The sequence below is a fragment of the Sphingomonas daechungensis genome, from assembly GCF_014489495.1.
GTDB classification, from domain to species: Bacteria; Pseudomonadota; Alphaproteobacteria; order Sphingomonadales; family Sphingomonadaceae; genus Sphingomicrobium; species Sphingomicrobium daechungense.
In genome coordinates, this window is sequence record NZ_CP060780.1 from 2022754 (window position 1) to 2040673 (window position 17920).

General features: G+C 63.9%; 11 protein-coding genes and 5 pseudogenes. 7 read left to right on the forward strand and 9 right to left on the reverse strand.

Going from position 1 to position 17920, the window contains the following annotated elements; translation table 11 throughout:
* Positions 1-9: 9 nt before the first annotated feature.
* From greA to carA, 5 genes and pseudogenes are all read right to left on the reverse strand, one after another.
* Positions 10-489, reverse strand: coding sequence for a transcription elongation factor GreA (greA, locus tag H9L15_RS10895; protein WP_187714095.1), 480 nt, complete (start codon positions 487-489; stop codon positions 10-12).
* A gap of 84 nt (positions 490-573) precedes the next feature.
* Positions 574-3916 (reverse strand): annotated as a pseudogene (gene carB, locus H9L15_RS10900) (carbamoyl-phosphate synthase large subunit).
* Complete coding sequence (locus H9L15_RS10905) at positions 3916-4152, reverse strand: hypothetical protein (protein WP_187714096.1); 237 nt, start codon at positions 4150-4152, stop codon at positions 3916-3918. The pseudogene carB and the gene H9L15_RS10905 overlap by 1 nt, the downstream one beginning before the upstream one ends.
* 38 nt (positions 4153-4190) lie before the next feature.
* The gene (locus tag H9L15_RS10910; RefSeq protein WP_187714097.1) at positions 4191-4439 is read right to left on the reverse strand and encodes a hypothetical protein; all 249 of its coding nucleotides are present in this window, start codon (positions 4437-4439) and stop codon (positions 4191-4193) included.
* A gap of 68 nt (positions 4440-4507) precedes the next feature.
* A pseudogene (carA, locus tag H9L15_RS10915) lies at positions 4508-5676 on the reverse strand (glutamine-hydrolyzing carbamoyl-phosphate synthase small subunit).
* A gap of 120 nt (positions 5677-5796) precedes the next feature.
* On the opposite strand from carA, the pseudogene H9L15_RS10920 reads away from it, so the two are divergent.
* Positions 5797-6248, forward strand: a pseudogene (locus H9L15_RS10920) (GatB/YqeY domain-containing protein).
* Between the two features lie 51 nt (positions 6249-6299).
* On the opposite strand, the gene H9L15_RS10925 reads toward H9L15_RS10920, so the two are convergent.
* Positions 6300-6680 carry a hypothetical protein gene (locus tag H9L15_RS10925; RefSeq protein ID WP_187714098.1) on the reverse strand — a complete coding sequence of 127 codons (381 nt, stop codon included), beginning with the start codon at positions 6678-6680 and terminating at the stop codon, positions 6300-6302.
* A gap of 245 nt (positions 6681-6925) precedes the next feature.
* Here H9L15_RS10925 and dnaG point away from each other — a divergent pair.
* From dnaG to rpoD, 3 genes and pseudogenes are all read left to right on the forward strand, one after another.
* Positions 6926-8186: pseudogene (dnaG, locus tag H9L15_RS20740) on the forward strand (DNA primase); the annotation flags it as partial.
* Between the two features lie 95 nt (positions 8187-8281).
* Positions 8282-8773 carry a hypothetical protein gene (locus H9L15_RS19720; RefSeq protein ID WP_317617498.1) on the forward strand — a complete coding sequence of 164 codons (492 nt, stop codon included), beginning with the start codon at positions 8282-8284 and terminating at the stop codon, positions 8771-8773.
* A 12-nt stretch (positions 8774-8785) separates the two neighbouring features.
* Positions 8786-10837, forward strand: a complete 2052-nt coding sequence (gene rpoD / locus H9L15_RS10935; RefSeq protein WP_187714099.1) for an RNA polymerase sigma factor RpoD — start codon at positions 8786-8788, stop codon at positions 10835-10837.
* A 207-nt stretch (positions 10838-11044) separates the two neighbouring features.
* Here the strand turns inward: rpoD and H9L15_RS10940 are convergent, their stop codons facing one another.
* Positions 11045-12421 (reverse strand): RNB domain-containing ribonuclease, encoded by a 1377-nt coding sequence (locus H9L15_RS10940; protein ID WP_187714100.1) that lies wholly within the window; start codon positions 12419-12421, stop codon positions 11045-11047.
* Between the two features lie 130 nt (positions 12422-12551).
* Here H9L15_RS10940 and H9L15_RS10945 point away from each other — a divergent pair, with 130 nt between their 5' ends.
* Entirely contained in the window at positions 12552-13325 is a 774-nt protein-coding gene (locus H9L15_RS10945) for a hypothetical protein (protein WP_187714101.1), read from the forward strand.
* Between the two features lie 9 nt (positions 13326-13334).
* On the opposite strand, the gene H9L15_RS10950 is transcribed toward H9L15_RS10945, so the two are convergent.
* Positions 13335-15173 (reverse strand): potassium transporter Kup, encoded by a 1839-nt coding sequence (locus H9L15_RS10950; protein ID WP_223276167.1) that lies wholly within the window; start codon positions 15171-15173, stop codon positions 13335-13337.
* A gap of 196 nt (positions 15174-15369) precedes the next feature.
* Between H9L15_RS10950 and H9L15_RS10955 the strand changes: the two genes are divergently transcribed.
* Positions 15370-15987, forward strand: a complete 618-nt coding sequence (locus tag H9L15_RS10955) for a DUF4118 domain-containing protein (protein ID WP_223276168.1) — start codon at positions 15370-15372, stop codon at positions 15985-15987.
* A gap of 460 nt (positions 15988-16447) precedes the next feature.
* A pseudogene (locus tag H9L15_RS20400) lies at positions 16448-16719 on the forward strand (winged helix-turn-helix domain-containing protein).
* Between the two features lie 314 nt (positions 16720-17033).
* Here H9L15_RS20400 and H9L15_RS10965 read toward each other — a convergent pair.
* Entirely contained in the window at positions 17034-17549 is a 516-nt protein-coding gene (locus H9L15_RS10965; protein WP_187714104.1) for a GNAT family N-acetyltransferase, read from the reverse strand.
* Between the last annotated feature and the right edge of the window lie 371 nt (positions 17550-17920).

Consider the following 17920-nt stretch of genomic DNA (forward strand, 5'->3'; position numbering starts at 1 on the left):
CGGAACCGCTCAGAGGAACTCGATCTTCTTGATCTCGTAGTAGCGATCGCCCGATGGCGTCGAGACCTCGACCTCCTCGCCAGCCTGACGGCCGATGAGGGCGCGGCCGAGCGGTGAGTTGTAGCTGATCCGCCCATCCTTCGCATCCGCCTCGACCTGGCCGACAAGCTGGTAGCGAACCTTCTTGTCGTCTTCGTCGAGGAGGGTGACGGTGGCACCGAACACCACCTTGTCGCCGGAAAGCGTGGTCGGATCGATCACCATTGCCCGGCTGAGCTGATCGTCGATGTCGGCGATCATCGCCTCGATCTGGCCCTGGCGCTCCTTGGCGGCGTGATATTCGGCGTTCTCGGAGAGGTCGCCATGCGCGCGAGCCGCTTCGATCGCTTCCACGACCGCCGGGCGCTCCACGGTTTTCAGCTGACGAACCTGCTCGCTCAGCTTGCGATGACCTTCGGCCAGCATCGGTACCTTTTCGGCACTCGCCATTGTTTTCGGCCTTTCCTCTTTCAAAACGCCGCCCGCCGCGCCCGTCTCAGGGTTCGCGATGCCAGGCGGATTGTCAGGTGGTTGTCAGTTTTTGGAGGCAGAATAATAGGATTGGAGAGAGCGGACTTCAAGCGCGTGCCCCCTCAACGCCTCAATCGCCCTCGCGGCTGCAAGGCTTCCGGCAGCAGTCGTGAAATAAGGCACCTTACGCGTCAGCGCCGTCGAGCGGATGGAGTAGCTGTCCTTCATCGACTGCCAGCCCTCGGTGGTGTTGAAGACTACCTGCACGTCACCGTCCATCAGCCTGTCGACAATGTGCGGCCGCCCTTGCGCAACCTTGTTCACCTTCTCGACCGCCAGCCCCTTCGACGACAGGTGGTCGGCGGTGCCGCCGGTCGCGATGATCGAATAGCCGAGCTCGATCATCTTCTCGACTGCCGGAACGATGTTGTCCTTGTCGGCATCCTTCACCGACACGAATGCCGTCCCGCTGTTCGGCAGGACAATCCCGGCTGCGATCAAGGCCTTGCCGAATGCAAGGTCGAATTCGCTATCGATTCCCATGACTTCGCCGGTACTTTTCATTTCTGGTCCGAGCACAGGGTCGGCACCGGGGAAGCGCGCGAAGGGAAATACCGATTCCTTGACGGCGACATGGCCGATATCGCGATCGATGGTGCCCTGGTCGGCAAGCGCCTCCCCGGCCATCACCCGCGCCGCAATCTTCGCGATCGGCCGCCCGATGGCCTTCGCAACAAACGGCACGGTGCGGCTGGCGCGCGGATTGACCTCGATCAGGTAGACCTCGTCGTCCTTGACCGCGAACTGCACGTTCATGAGGCCCCGCACGCCTAGTGCCAGCGCCAACTCCCGCGCCTGCCGCTCAATCTCGCTCACGACCGTATCGGACAGGCTGCGCGGCGGGATCGAGCAGGCGCTATCGCCGGAGTGCACACCAGCCTCCTCGATGTGCTGCAGAATGCCGGTCACCGCGACGTCGACCCCATCGGATATGGCATCGACGTCCACCTCGATCGCATCGCGAAGATAGCGGTCGATCAGCACAGGGCTCGAGCCCGACACGGCAACGGCGGTCGCGATGTAATGGTCGAGCTGCTCCGGCCCCTCGACGACCTCCATGCCGCGCCCGCCAAGCACGTAGGACGGACGCAGCAGCACCGGATAGCCGATGCGCGACGCCACCTGGATCGCTTCCTCGCGGCTACGGGCAAGACCGTTCGCGGGCTGCTTGAGCCCAAGCTTGTCAACGAGTTGCGCGAACCTCTCGCGATCTTCCGCGAGGTCGATCGAATCCGGCTTGGTGCCGAGGATCGCAATCCCCGCCGCTCCCAGGTCGGCCGCCAGCTTTAACGGCGTCTGCCCGCCAAGCTGGACGATCACGCCCAGCAGTTCCCCCTTTCCCTGCTCGCGCCGGACGATTTCCAGCACGTCTTCCGCCGTCAGCGGTTCGAAATAGAGGCGATCCGAGGTGTCAGGGTCGGTCGAAACCGTCTCCGGGTTGCAGTTGACCATGACGGTCTCCAGCCCAACCCGTCGCGGCCAAGCGCGAAGGCGGCGTGGCAGCAACAATAGTCGAACTCGATGCCCTGGCCGATACGGTTTGGTCCGCCGCCCAGGATGATGACCTTCCTGCGGTCGCTAACCTCGGCCTCGTCCTCCGGCTCGCCGAACAGCGGCGCCTCATAGGTCGAATAGAGGTAAGGCGTCGCCGCATCGAACTCGGCCGCGCAGCTGTCGATGCGCTTGAAAACCGGACGAACGCCAAGCTTCAGCCGGTGCGCGCGCACCTCCGCCTCGGTTACGCCGCCGGTCATGTGCTTCAGCGCGTCGTGCATGATGCCGGAACCGCCGGCGATCATCTCGCTCATCTCGCGGTCGACACGCGCCGAGCGGAGCGCCAGCTGCGCCAGCCGCGCATCGGAAAAGCCCATTGCCTTCAACCGGCGCATCTCCGCCGGATCCTGCGGCAAGCCATCGCGCCGGACCTGTGCCTCCGCATCCACGATCTCCTGCAGCCGCTGCAGGAACCAAGGGTCGAAACCGGCGATCTGCGCGATCCGTTCGACCGTGAAGCCCTGGCGAAGCGCCTCCGCTGCGACCAGAAGCCGGTCGGGCGTCGCCTTGGCCAGCGCATTCTCGATCACGACCGGATCGACCCCGTCGTACTGCATTAGGCGGTCCAGCCCGCACAGACCCGTCTCGAGCCCCGCAACGCCTTCTGCAGGCTCTCGGCGAACGAGCGGCCGATCGCCATCACCTCGCCCACCGACTTCATCGAGGTGCTGAGCAGCGCCGGCGAGCCCGCGAACTTCTCGAATGCGAAGCGCGGGATCTTGGTCACCACATAATCGATCGTCGGCTCGAAGCTCGCCGGGGTCGCGCCGCCGGTGATGTCGTTCCTGATTTCGTCGAGCGTATACCCAACCGCCAGCTTGGCCGCGACCTTGGCGATCGGGAAGCCGGTGGCCTTGGATGCGAGCGCCGACGACCGCGAAACGCGTGGGTTCATCTCGATCACGACTATTCGCCCGGTCTTCGGATTGATCGCGAACTGGACGTTGGAACCGCCTGTTTCGACGCCGATTTCGCGGAGGACAGCGATCGATGCTGACCGCATCCGCTGATATTCCTTGTCGGTCAGCGTCAGTGCGGGCGCAACGGTGATGGAATCGCCCGTGTGGACGCCCATCGGGTCGATATTTTCGATCGAGCAGATGATGATGGCGTTGTCGGCGCGGTCGCGCACGACTTCCATCTCATATTCTTTCCAACCGACGAGGCTTTCGTCGATCAGCACCTCGGTGGTGGGCGAGGCTTCGAGCCCGCCGCGGACAATCGCCTCATATTCCTCGCGATTGTAGGCGATGCCGCCGCCTGTCCCGCCCAACGTGAAGCTCGGTCGAATGACTGCCGGTAGCCCGACCTGCTCCAGCGCCGCGACCGCTTCATCCATCGAGTGCACGATCGCCGATCGCGGGCTCTCCAGCCCGATGCGGTCCATCGCATCGCGAAACTTCTGACGGTCCTCGGCCTTTTCGATCGCCTCGGCGTTCGCGCCGATCAGCTCGACGCCCAGTCGCTCCAGTGTCCCGTCCTTCGCCAGCGCCAGCGCCGTGTTCAGCGCCGTCTGCCCGCCCATGGTTGGAAGGACGACGTCCGGCTTTTCCTTCTCGATGATCTTTGCGACGAATTCCGGCGTAATCGGCTCGATGTACGTCGCATCCGCCAGCTCCGGATCGGTCATGATCGTCGCCGGGTTCGAATTGACGACGATGACCCGATAACCCTCTTCTTTCAGGGCCTTGACCGCCTGGCTTCCCGAATAGTCGAACTCGGCCGCCTGGCCGATGACGATCGGGCCGGCGCCGATGATGAGGATCGAGTTTATGTCGGTGCGTTTTGGCATCAGCTCGCTGGAAAGTTGACGGCGTTGACGAAGACGGCCTTCAGCCCGTTCTTGCGAGCGAACTTGGCGACACAGTCACGCTCTTGAGGGGTGGAGTCCGGACGGAACAGGAAGATAAGCCGCTTTTCGCTCTCATCCTGGAATAGCTCACCAAGCGCGAGACCGCAGCTCTGGCCGACGTCGTTTAGCTCGGCCTGCGTGTGAAAACGCGCGGTAGCGCAAGCACTCAGAGACATGGTGACGCCAGCGCATACCAATGACCGGCGACCCCAGATCATTCGACATTTCCATCGAGAGCCACGTTTCCAGTTATGTAGGCTTCGTTCCCCACGAGGCCCAACTTGAACGGGATCTTGCTCTCGTTGATTCCACGCAGAGCGCAATCTACGCGTTCGTAGGCCTCGTTCACGTCCGGCTTCATGTGCAGCTCTTCATCGCCGCGCAAATCGAACGTATTTCGAGCAATCCCGCACTTATCCGCAATCCTGTCCAACTCGGCTTGGCGGAAGTCATGGAGCGTCATCTTCGTTGCCGGCGCCGGCTCGCAAGAGATGCAAAAAGCACAAATTATGATCGCCGCGGCCGTCTTGCTCACTTCATCGCCCCGACGAACTTCTCGAACAGGTAGAAGCTGTCCATCGGCCCCGGGCTCGCCTCCGGGTGATACTGCACGCTGAATGCCGGCCGGTCGGTCAACTCGATCCCGCAATTGCTGTCGTCGAACAGCGACACGTGCGTTTCGTGGACATTCTCCGGAAGGCCTTCGCGCTCGACCGCGAAGCCGTGGTTCATGCTGGTAATCTCGACCTGCCCGTCCGACAGCCGCTTCACCGGATGATTGGCGCCCGATGGCCCTGGAACATCTTGCTCGTCTTCCCGCCAACCGCGAGCGCCAGCATCTGGTGGCCAAGGCAGATGCCGAACAAAGGCTTCTTCGTCTCCAGCATCTGCCGAATCACCGGCACCGCATATTCGCCCGTCGCTGCCGGATCGCCCGGCCCATTGGACAGGAAGAATCCGTCCGGCTTGTGCGCCATGATCTCGTCGAAGGTCGCCGTCGCCGGCACTACCGTCACCCGGGCACCGGCCTCAACAAGGTTGCGGAAGATGTTGCGTTTGTTGCCATAATCGACCGCAACGACGTGCGGCCGACTCTCGTCCTCACCGCCAAGCTCATAGCCCTCGCCCCACTGCCAACGGCCACCCGTCCAACGCTCGACCTGCAGCCTGCTGACGTCCTTGGCGAGGTCCATGCCTTCGAGGCCGGGCCAGTCCGCCGCCAACTTCTGCAGCCGCTCGACGTCGAATTCGCCATTGGCGTTGTGCGCGATGACGACCGTCGGCGGGCCTTCCTGCCGCACGAGGCGCGTCAACGCCCGCGTATCCACGCCGGAAATGCCGATGCGCCCATACTTGCGCATCCAGTCCGCAAAGCCCTCGTTGGCGCGGTAGTTGCTCGGCTCGGTGACGACCTCGCGCACCAGGCAACCCAGCGCGTGCGCGTCCGCCGCCTCGACGTCCTCGTCATTGGCTCCTACGTTGCCGATGTGCGGAAAGGTGAAGGCGATGACCTGCTTCGCATAGGAAGGATCGGTCATCACTTCCTGGTATCCGGTCATGGCGGTATTGAAGCACAGCTCGCCGACCTGCTCGCCCTCTGAGCCGAAGCCTTTGCCCCAGACGACCCGGCCATCGGCGAAGACCACGACTCCCGTCGCGCCCTTCGGTTGAGGCGCGGACAAGGGTCGAGCGTCGGCCATGGGCGAAAGAGCCTTCCGTCAAGAGTTTTGCAGCGATGTCGCTAAGGCATTTCCGCTAGGCACATATGCGCGCCGGGTCAACGCTGGTAAGGGCCAAAATCCACAGCTAGTGCTCTCCGCATGATCCGCGACGACATCAAGACCGCTTTGGTGACCGCCATGAAGGGCGGCGACAAGGCCGCGACCGGCACGATTCGCCTCATCCAGTCGGCTCTCAAGAACCGCGATATCGAGCTGCGCACGTCGAGCTCGACCCCGACGACGACCTGGTCGTGACGGAAGTCCTGCAGAAGATGATCAAGCAGCGGCGTGAGTCCGCCGATCTCTACCGCAAGGGCAATCGCGAGGAGCTGGCCGCGACCGAAGAGGCGGAAATCGCCGTTATCGAGCGATTCCTGCCCAAGCAAATGACCGACGATGAGGCCAGTGCCGCCATCCAGGCAATCATTGCCGAGACGGGCGCATCGGGGATGAAGGACATGGGCAAGGTGATGGGCGAGGTCAAAGCGCGGCTGGCCGGCCAGATCGATCCCGCTCGTGCCAGCGCCATGGTCCGCGCCGCGCTCGCCTGAGAAAAAGGCCCGCCGCAGGAGTGCGACGGAGCCTCAGTTGGATCGTTCTTTCTAGTTGGCCGCCGCGGCGCTTCCGCCAGTGGCCGCACCGGTGCCGGTCATTCCGCCGACACCTTCCATCACCAGGTCGTAACAGAGCATCGCGATTGCCGTCGCCATTGCACCGGCCAGCGCTATTTGCAGATTGACCGTAATTGCCGCCAGCTGAGCGCCGATCGCCGGCAAAGTGCCAAGCGCCGTTCCGACGATCGGAAGCGCGATCAGGATGACTCCCGCGAGCACCATTCTTTCGCGCGGCATGGAAAGCCCGGCGATCAGGCCGAGTACAAGAAGCACCAACGCGACATTCAGCCCGCCGAGCGGAACGAAAGCCGCCACGATTGCGAGAAGTATGTAAAGCACGCGGGCAAGCCCGCCGACCTTGTTGATCATGATATTTCCCCCCTCAAAATGTCCCGGCCTGCGATCTCTCCTTTGCGGTCGCCGGAACAAGGAAAGATTAACCCTGTTTCGCCGCATTTCTCAGCGGAATGAATCGTTCAGAATCCGGTCGTTACGGGAGCGGTCAGAAATTCACCGCGGGAATCCGTCCCTGAGCGCCGACTCGCACTTGTGGATAATTCCGTCGCAAACGCTTGCGGCGCGCCGAGTCGAATGCGAGAAAAATCCCGCCGTCCATGAGTTTAAGTCCAGCCTTTCTCGACGAGCTTCGCGCCCGGACTTTGCTGTCGGCGATCATCTCGCCGTCGGTGAAGCTGCTCCGCGCCGGTCGCGAGTGGAAGGCGCGTTGCCCGTTCCACAACGAGAAGACACCCAGCTTCACCATCAACGACGAAAAGGGCTTCTACCATTGCTTCGGCTGCGGAGCTCACGGCGATGCCATCCGCTTCCTGACAGACGCCCGCGGACTGCCCTTCATGGATGCGGTGAAGGAGCTTGCCGGAAAAGCCGGACTCGAAGTCCCTGCTCCCGATCCCCAGGCTCGCGAGCGCGCCGAACGCACCGCCTCGCTGACTGACGTCATGGCGGCATGCCAGAAGTGGTTTGCCGAGCAGCTCGCCGGCGTCGACGGCGCCGACGCGCGCGAATACCTCAAGAACCGCGGCATCGGACCCGCAACGGTCGCCCGCTTCGGCATCGGCCTCGCGCCAGAAGGGCGGAACAAGCTCAAAAGCGCTCTACTGCACCTCGGCGAGGACAAGCTCGTCGAAACCGGAATGCTCATCAAGCCGGACCCCAATGAGTTCAAGGGCGGCGAGACCTACGACCGTTTCCGGGCCGGCTGATGATCCCCATCCGCGACGCGCGCGGCAGAGTGATCGCGTTCGGAGGCCGCATCCTCGGCGCAGGCGAGCCGAAGTATCTGAACTCGCCCGACACGCCGCTCTTCGACAAGGGCCGCACGCTCTACAACCTCGACCTCGCCAGCCCGGCCACCCGCTCGGCCAGGCGCCTGATCGTCGTTGAAGGCTACATGGACGTCATCGCCCTCGACCGCGCTGGCGTGGCGGAGGCTGTCGCGCCCAACGGCACCGCCGTCACCGAAGCCCAGCTCGAACGCATGTGGCGGCTCGATCCCAACCCGATCCTCTGCTTCGACGGCGACAGCGCCGGCCAGAAGGCCGCCATCCGCGCCGCTTCCCGCGCTCTGCCGCTCCTCGCCCCGAGCGCACGCTTCGCTTCGTCGAGCTTCCCGCCGGGCAGGATCCCGACGACGTCGTCCGCAGCGGCGGCCGCGAAGCCCTCGAAAGCCTCCTCGCCGAGCCCGAGCCGCTGGTCGATCGCCTCTGGCGCCACGAGCTCGCCGCCCAGCCTCTCACGACGCCCGAAGCCCGCGCCGGCCTTCGGCAGCGCCTGATCGAGCATTCGCAGGCCATCCGCGACCAGGCCCTGTCGCGCCTCTACCGCGAGGACTGGCTCCGCCGCTTCAACGAGCTCGTCCGCCCGCAGCAGCAATTCTCGCCCGCACCCCGGCGCGAGTGGAAGAAGCAAGGCGGCCGCTTCGTGCCCCCGAAAAGCGCCCCGGCGATGTCATGAAGCGCATCAGCCGCGGCGGCATTGATGACGAGCACGCCCGCGCCCTCATCATCGGTTTCGCCAATTTTCCCGAAAGCTTGCAGGACCATTGCGAGCAGCTCGCGTCCCTGCCAATCGCCGGAACGCCCCTCGCCCGCCTGCGCGACAAGTTGGTCGATGCGGCAGTTTCGGGGGAAAAGCTTGATCGAGAGCGACTTGCTACCATATTGCGCGACAGTGGAACTGCGCCGGACCTCGAGCGAGCGCGCAGGACTGGGACAATGGCCTTTTCCTTCACCCGAAGCGACACGGCGCCCGAAAGGGCTGTGCGCGACCTCGGGATCGCCATCGACGCGTTGATGGCGGACGGGGAGATCGGCGCGGCCCTTGCGGCTGCGACCGAGCGGTTGAAGGACGGCGAAGAGGATGCGTTTGAGGAGCAGCTCCGGCTGCACTCCGAGCGTGAGGGAATCAAGGAGCGGCTGGCGTCTCTCGCCGGCAGTGACTAAGCGGCGGCACAAATGGCGAAAAACGAAGCAGTAGACACCGAGACGCAGGACAGCGGCGATGCACCGCTGATCGATCTCAACGACGCGTCGATCAAGAAGATGATCGCCCGCGCGAAGAAGCGCGGCTTCATCACGATCGATGAGCTGAACGAGGCCCTTCCCCAGGACCAGATGTCCTCGGAGCAGATCGAGGACATCATGTCCGCGATCAACGACATGGGCATCAACGTCGTCGAGAACGACGAGGCCTCGGACGACGACGAGGACAAGCAGGAAGAGGATTCCGCCGAGGACGAGGTCGATCCCCTCGACGACGGCGGCCCCCGCCCTGCCGCCGCGACCAAGAAGGAAGCCGTCGACCGCACCGACGACCCGGTCCGCATGTACCTGCGCGAAATGGGCGCGGTGGAATTGCTCTCCCGTGAGGGCGAAATCGCCATCGCCAAGCGCATCGAGGCGGGCCGCGACATCATGATTTGGGGCCTTTGCGAAAGCCCCATGACCTTCAACGCCATCATCGACTGGTCGAACGCCCTGAACGAAGGTCGCATGCAGCTGCGCGAGATCCTCGATCTCGAAGCCATGCTGTCGAAGGGTCCGACCGCCGAGCAGATCGCGGAGAGCGAGGAAGGCGAGGAAGGCGGCGAAGGCGGAGAGATCAGCGAGAAGACCGCCGGCCCCACCATCAAGGAAGAGGAAGACGTCGCCGACGAGCCCGAAGAGGGCGCGAACGAGGACGACGAGGACATGGTCGAGCGGCGGACCAAGCCGCAGGCCGAGGAGGACGACGACGAGAACGCTCTCTCGCTCGCCCAGATGGAAGAGCAGCTCAAGCCCCAGGCGCTCGAGAAGTTCGCGGCCATCACCTCGCTGTTCAAGAAATTCTCGAAGCTCCAGGCCGCGCGCCTCGACGCTCTCCAGACCGGCGCCGAATTCCCCGCTGCCGACGAGAAGAAGTACCAGAAGCTCCGCGAGCAGCTCACGGCCGAGGTCGAGAGCGTGCAGTTCCACGGCGCCAAGATCGAGTATCTCGTCGAGCAGCTCTACAGCCACAACCGCCGCCTGATGGCTCTCGGCGGCCAGATGCTGCGCCTGGCCGAGCGGCACCGCGTGCCCCGCCGCGCCTTCCTCGACAGCTACACGGGCAATGAGCTCGATGACGGCTGGCTCGACCGCGCCGCCGGCATCGACAAGAAGTTCGCCGCCTTCGCCGCCGCCGAAGCCGACAGCGTCGAGCGCATCCGCACCGACATCAGCGCGATCGCGCAGCAGGTCGGCACTTCGCTCCCCGAATACCGCCGCATCGTGAACATGGTGCAGAAGGGCGAGCGCGAGGCCCGCATCGCGAAGAAGGAGATGGTCGAGGCCAACCTCCGCCTCGTGATCTCCATCGCCAAAAAGTACACGAACCGCGGCCTGCAGTTCCTGGATCTCATCCAGGAAGGCAACATCGGCCTGATGAAGGCGGTCGACAAGTTCGAGTACCGTCGCGGCTACAAGTTCTCGACCTACGCCACCTGGTGGATCCGGCAGGCGATCACCCGCTCGATCGCCGACCAGGCGCGGACCATCCGCATCCCGGTCCACATGATCGAGACGATCAACAAGCTCGTCCGCACGGGCCGCCAGTTCCTGCACGAGACCGGCCGCGAAGCGACGCCGGAGGAGCTCGCCGAGCGCCTTTCGATGCCGCTCGAAAAGGTCCGCAAGGTGATGAAGATCGCCAAGGAGCCGATCAGCCTCGAAACGCCGATCGGCGACGAGGAAGACAGCCACCTCGGCGATTTCATCGAGGACAAGAACGCCGTCATCCCGGTGGACGCGGCGATTCAGTCGAACCTCAAGGAAACCGTCACCCGCGTGCTGGCGTCACTCACCCCGCGTGAGGAGCGCGTGCTTCGCATGCGCTTCGGCATCGGCATGAATACCGATCACACCCTGGAAGAGGTCGGGCAGCAGTTCTCGGTTACTCGCGAGCGTATTCGGCAGATCGAAGCGAAGGCGCTGCGGAAGCTGAAGCATCCGAGCCGGAGCCGGAAAATGCGGAGCTTCCTGGATCAGTGAATTAGCTGCACGTTTCGATCAGAACTTGCGCTGTCATCTCACAACGGCATCGCGTTCTCTACGATGAAGGCACTGCGCTTCCCAACCCGCCCTCGCTTTTCGCTGTCCTACAGCGCCAGGGCTGTGCCTTAAGATCGCGGATGCAGACGCCGCGCTCTTCCCGCCCGCGAAAACCACTCCGTCAGTGCGAACATTGGGACCATTCGGTCAGCTCGCTATCGAAAATTGCACGGTGCGCCGTTCCGCGTCGGCGCTGTCCAGGCGGACGCGGAGTGCGTCGCCCGGCTTCAGTCCGTCGGTCTTGATCCGCGCCACGATCGCGGGGGAGCAGCTCTGGATGCGCGCGCCGCGCTCGTCCACGTCGGTCACCACCGCGTCGAACGTGCTGCCCTCGCGGCCGGTCAGGACCACCGCCTCCGCCAGGTCGATTACCGCATGGGCGATCTGTCCCGACAAGGCGTCCGCCTTCTGCATGACGTCCGGCAGGCGCTCGAACACGCCCGGGTCCGCGACCGGCTGTCCGTTGGCGACCGCAAGCGCGGCTTCCACCACGTACCGGTCGGCGAGCCGGCGCAGCGGCGCCGTCGCATGGGCATAGGTCGCCGCGACCGCCGCGTGCCACGGCTTCGCGCCCTCGCGGTACGGCTCGTAGCCGGCGGCGGGGCTTGCGCGGCGGATCGCCAGCATTATCGCCGCGTCGGCCGGGCGTTCGGGGTCGAGCCGCCGCTCCAATTGCTCCAGGCTCTCGGGCTTGGGCCAGTCGAGGCCGAGCGCCCTCGCCGTATGGCGGAGCCGCTTCACCGCCCAGTCCTGCGGCTTGCCCATGGTGCGAAACAGGCCGGTCTTCGCCTGCAGCAACGCGTCGGCCACCGCCAGGTTGGTCGCCAGCGACAGGGCCGCGTTCTTCCGCTCCGCCCAGCTTTGCGGCCGCAATTGCAGCTGGAAGTGGCCGTTGTCCTGGACGACCTCCTGCTCCGGCGGTTCGACCCGCGCCGCGCCCCGCGCCAGCTCCGCCGCCTCGACCCGGTCGGTTAGCTCTGCAAAGCCCGCCGGCAGCTCGTCCTCGCGGACCGTCTCGTACGCCAGCTTGGCCCGGCTGCGGATGCGCGCCCTTTTTACCCCGTCGAGCTTCGCCTCTCCGGCCGGGTCGACCCGCACCGTGAACACGACCGCCGCTCTTTCGCCGTCCGGCAACAGGCTCACTGCGCCTTCGCACAGGATCGGCGGGTACAGCGGCACCTTCCCGTCGGGCAAATAATAGGATGTCCCGCGCACCCACGCCTCGCGGTCGAGCGCGCTGCCCGGCGCGACGAACCAGCCGACATCGGCGATCGCATAGTGGAGCAGCAGGTCGCTCCCCGCCGGCTCGATCGCGAACGCCTGGTCGAGATCGCGCGACTGCGCCGGGTCGAGCGTGACGAAATCGACCTGCGTCGCGTCTGCATGCTCGCCGATCGGCCGCCGCGCGACGGCTTTCGCCTCGGTCAGCACATCGGCCGGGAAGTCGCCAGGCAGCTGAAACTGCTGGCGGATCAGCGCCAGGCCGTGCCCAAGCAGGCAATCGCGATCGACGATCGTCCGCAAGCGTCAGTCAGCCGAAAACTTGATGGTCGCCATGACTTCGCCCGCCTCCCGCAAGGACGCGGCACCCTTAGCAGCCGGAATGTGCGGGTGAAGAGCGGCTTTCACTCGCGGTTCAAGGTTGAACAGGCTAGTGGCCGTTCCAGCGACGCACCAGCCAAGACCATCGACCCTGTCCTCCTATCGCCTCCGCTCCGCGCAAGACGAAACGCCGCTTCGCCAGCGCGCGTCGGGCATCGCGCTCGCGGTGGCGATCAATCTCGTCATTCTGTTCGTTCTCCTCGGCATCGGCGTCATCCAGCGAGGACCGCCGCTGAAGCCTTCCGATACTCTCGTCGTTACGCTGTCCGAATCGCCCAGTTCCTCCAGCAAGGCGCCGCAGCCGAAGGTGCAGAAGCAGGCCGCGAAGCCGCGCCCGCCGCTTCCGCACATCCTCCCGATCAAGCCGCCGATCGCCGTCGAAAAGCCGCTCGACCTGATCCCGATGACGAAGCAGGAAATGGCCGCCGCCGATATCCGCGGCATTCCGACCGTCAGCAACAGCGGCGCCGGTTCCGGCAAATCCGGTGAGGGAGACTCCGAAGCCGTCGGCCGAGGCCCGAACGGGGACGTGATGTACGCCGCCGACTGGGCCCGCAAGCCGACGCACGCGGAGCTCAACGGCTACCTCCCGCCCAACGCGCCCGACGGCTACGGGCTGATCGCCTGCAAGACGCTCCCGCAAAACCGCGTCGACGATTGCATCGAGCTGGAGAATTACCCGCGCGGCTCACACCTCGCGAGCGCGGTCCGGCAGGCGGCTTGGCAGTTCCGGGTGAAGCCTCCGATCAAGAACGGCCGCCCGCTAATCGGCGAGTGGGTAAGGATCAAGATCACCTACACGCACTCCGCAGTCGCGATCGAATAAGGCGCTCCGTTAAATCCTCAGCTGGCTGCCAAGCTCAATGACGCGGTTGGTCGGGAGCTTGAAGAATTCCATCGCGCTTTCGGAGCTCTTCATCATCCAGGCGAACAGCCGCTCGCGCCAAAGGGCCATTCCGGGATGCTCCTTTGTCGCGATCAGTTTCTGCCTTCCGAGGAAGAAGCTCGTGCTCATCATGTTGAACGGCTCGCCACAGGTCTGAACGTTGGCAAGATCGGCGGGAATATCGACCTCCTCCATGAAGCCATAGTGCAGGATCACGCTGTAGAACCAGTTGCCGACCTTGTGAGTCTCGATCCGCTTCTTCTGCGGGACGTGCGGGATGTCCTCGACCTTCACGTTGAGAATCAGGACTCGCTCGTGGAGAACCTGGTTGTGCTTCAGATTGTGAAGCAGGGCCGACGGGACAGAATTCGGAGAGGTCGACAGGAAAACCGCAGTGCCGCGAACCCGGTGGATGGACGCCGCCGACTTGATGAACACCTCCATCGGAATGGTGTCTTCTTCCAGCCGCCGGCGCATGAGGGCGCGGCCCGTCGCCCAGGTGGTCAGCACCGTGAAGATAACGGACGCGACCAGCAGCGGGAACCAGCCGCCGTCGGCGATCTTGGTGATGTTCGAGGCGAAGAAGATCGCATCCACCGCGAAGAACAGGCCGATGGTGCAGAAGGCCAGCGCGCGATTCCATTTCCACACCTGGAAGATCAGCACGGCGAGCATGGCCGTGGTGATGAGCATCGTGCCGCTGACGGAAATGCCATAGGCAGCCGCCAACCTGGTCGAGGCACCGAAGCCGATAACGAGCAGCACGACCATTACCAGCAAGGTCCAGTTGACCGCAGGGATATAGATCTGGCCGGCCGCCTTGGCGCTGGTATGCGTGGTATGCAGGCGCGGCAGGAAGCCCAGCTGGATCGCCTGATGGGTAACGGAGAATGCTCCCGAGATGACCGCCTGGCTGGCGATAATCGTCGCTGCGGTAGCAATGACCACCAGCGGAAGCCGCGCCCACTCGGGCGCCATGATGAAGAAGGGATTTTCCGCGGCCGCGGGATTGCTGAGCAACAGCGCGCCCTGCCCCATGTAATTCAGCACCAGGCAAGGATAGACCAGTGTCAGCCACGACACGCCGATGGCCTTGCGGCCAAAGTGGCCCATGTCCGCATAGAGCGTCTCGGCGCCCGTCACTGCCAAGAAAACCGAGCCCATCGCTAGAAACGCCAGCTTCGGATCGTAGAGGAAGAACTTCACCGCCCAAGTCGGGCTAACGATGCCGATGATGTCGGGGTGCTGGGCAATGTTGGTAACGCCCAGAACAGCGAGCGCGGCGAAGTAGATGAGGACGACCGGGCCGAAGATGAGGCCCACCTTTGCGGTTCCACGCGATTGCACCAGGAAAAGTGCGATCAGGATCACAACGGCAATCGGAACCACCAATGGAGCGAACGACGCTTCGACAACCGTAAGCCCCTCGACGGCTGATAGAACGGAAATCGCCGGTGTGATGATGGCGTCGCCGTAAAACAGTGCTGTGGCGAGGACGCCGAGAGTGACAAGGCCGCTCGCCCATTTCTTGTCGCCAAGGTTTCGGGAGATCAGCGCCAGAAGAGCAAAGGACCCGCCTTCGCCCTTATTGTCCGCCCGCATGGCGACCAGGACATATTTCATCGTGACGATCAGCATCAGCGACCAGAAGATCAGGCTGAGCACCCCGAAGATGTGCAGCCTGTCGACCGCGAGCGGATGCGCGCCGAGGAAGCTTTCCTTCATCGCGTAGAGCGGCGAGGTGCCAATGTCGCCGTAAACGACGCCGATCGCGCCCAGCATGAGCATCGGGAGCGAGTGGGTTTGTGCCTCGTGTGCTGATTCCGGCGCGACGGCCGGCGTTTCCGTAAGAGTAGCCATGCCCGAAGGTGAGGTCTGAGGGCATAAAGATTCCATGTGGATTCCGTGTGGTTCCTATGAAGAACGGGCGGGAATCAAGCGTCGACCACTCGACGTTTGTGCTGGTCGGGCCCAATTTGCGGTGATGGTCGGTCTAACTGAATCAAACCGCTCGGCCGCCGCGCAGGCGCGCGCCTATGCGGAGGCGATTCTTCTCGTCGCGGCGTCGACGATCATGGGGCTTCTGCTTGCACCCCGATGGGGCAATTCCGCTGTCGATCTCCTGTATTTGCCCGCGGTGCTTGCTGCAGGCGTGCTCGGCGGATTTGGCCCGGCACTTCTCGCAGCCTTGGCCTCGGCACTCGCCTACAATTTCTTCTTCACCGCGCCGCACATGACATTTCGCATCGACAGCGCGAACGACATCGTAACGGTCGTCGTGCTGTTCGCTGCAGCCGCACTGACGAGCCAACTCGCGTCCTCGATCCGCAAGCAGGCCCGGCTGGCCGAAGCGCACGCCGCTCGGAATGCGACCATCGCGGGCCTCGCCCGCCGGCTACTGACTTGTACGTCGGACAAGGAAATCGCGGATGTCGCCACCCGTGAGCTGGCGATGATCTTCGACTGTAACGCCTTGCTGGTCGAGAACGGCCGCGAGCCGCGGGTGCTTTCGAGCGCTCCGGGACAAATGGGCTTGGGTCCGAGCGACTTCGCTGCAGCGGCCTTAACCTTGGACGTCGGTGAGCGGGCCGGCCGGGCCTGAACCGGGCGGTGCCAACGGAATGGCAGTTTCATCCGGTGAAGGCCGGCTCGGCCGTCATCGCGGCCATGGCTGTTGCCCGTGACGACGGTGCGCCACCGGTCCGCGAAGACCAGATCCAACTGCTCGACAACTTGCTCGATCAGGTGGCCCTCGCCCTGGAGCGCGCGCGTCTGGAAGGAGAAGCGCGCGAGTTCACCCGAGTCCGCGAGCGCGACCGAATCCGGTCGGTCCTGCTGTCGTCCATTGGGAAGACCTCCGTCCCTCGTTGTCGGTCATCAGGGATTTGGCAGGCAAGCTCAGGCGGAGCGGCGTGGACGACAAGGAAAGCGTTTCGACAATCAGCGCCGAAGCCGCCAAGCTCGACCGCTACCTTTCCAATCTGGTCGATCTGGGCGTCGAGCAAGACCAGCGGCCGCTCGAGGCCGAAGGCGTGACCATCGATCTCTTGAAGCGAGCAGTGATGCGGGACGGGGATGAGGTCCACCTCACTCCGAAGGAATTTGCCGTGCTGGCCGAGCTGGCCAAGCATCCGGGCCAGGTTCTCAGCCACGCGCATCTGCTGCGGACCGCGTGGGGCCAGCGCAAGAAACGCAGGCGGATTACCTGCGAGTCGCGGTTCGGGCGCTTCGGCAGAAGCTTGAAAGGGATCCGACTCACCCCAGCCTGATCATTAACGAACCGGCAGTGGGGTATCGTCTCCGCGCTCGATACGACGTCGAAGCCAAATCGTAACAGCCTTCGGAACGGCCAGTTTCAGCGGACGTTTTCCTGAACGTGCGCCCTCTTGCCCAGAGGCAGCGCCTGTTGGCGGAAGAGAAGCGGTTCGATCGTCGCTCGGTCGGGCCGCTTCTTCTTTGTTTTCGGCCTGAAAGAATGACCGAGACGGTAACCAATTGCTTTGGCACCCGCTTAAGTCGTGACCGGTAAATAAGGGTTCAGCAGCACCGGCCCAGCGAGTTTTCGGAGCGGTCCTGCCGGAACGACAAAGGAAACCCTGCTCCACCCTTCGCCTTCCCCAGAGGGCAGGGTTTCCAACCTCCCCCAAATCAGGCTTCAGGTGGCTCGGTAGACGCTCTTCCGAGCGATCGTTGCATGTAGACGTTGTCGAGCCAGCGCCCATGCTTCCAGCCGACTCCCTTCAGCCTGCCCACTTCGGTAAAGCCGCAAGAAGCGTGGAGCGCAACTGACGCCGGTTCCGCGCCGCCGATCACGCCGACAATCTGCCTGAAACCGGCCGCATCCGCTCTCTCGCAAAGCGTTTGGAGCAAGGCCTTTCCGATGCCGCGGCCCAACCAATCCGGGTGAACGTAAATGCTCGTCTCGCACGCCCAGGCGTAGGCCAGGCGGTCGCGGAACTGGGTAACATAGGCATAGCCCTGGAGCTCGCCATCTCTCGCCGCGACGATGAACGGCCAGCGGTTTTCGCGAATGCGGCGGATCTTGGCGAGCGTCTCCTCGGTCGATGGCGGGGTCAGGTCGTAGGACGCTGTTCCGTAGAGAACATGGTGCGCGTAGATGGCCGCAATCGCCGCGGCGTCGGTCTCCTCTGCATCCCGGATCATGGGGGCGTTTGCTTGCACTGCACAGGGGGACCGCAACGTGAGGAATTGACGGCGCGTTAACCTTCATCCTTCGCACGGGCTTAAGGCACACCCGGTAAATTCCGAGTTGTCCCGGGGCGGTTCACCCCTTTTCCGCACGGGATCAGTGGACAGAAGCGTCAGTGAAGCCCTGCCCCACCCTTCGCCTTCCCCAGAGGGCAGGGCTTCCTCCTCCAACCGACGAAAGCTTCCCACGCTCACGGTCCTGCGGGTTCGTGCAAATTCCCAACTTTGGCGCATCGCACCAACTCGCAACTGCCGTTTGGCCAGCATTCGTTCAGCTGAAATCCCGTAGAAATGCGCCTTTCACGCAAATGGCACGCCTCCTGCTT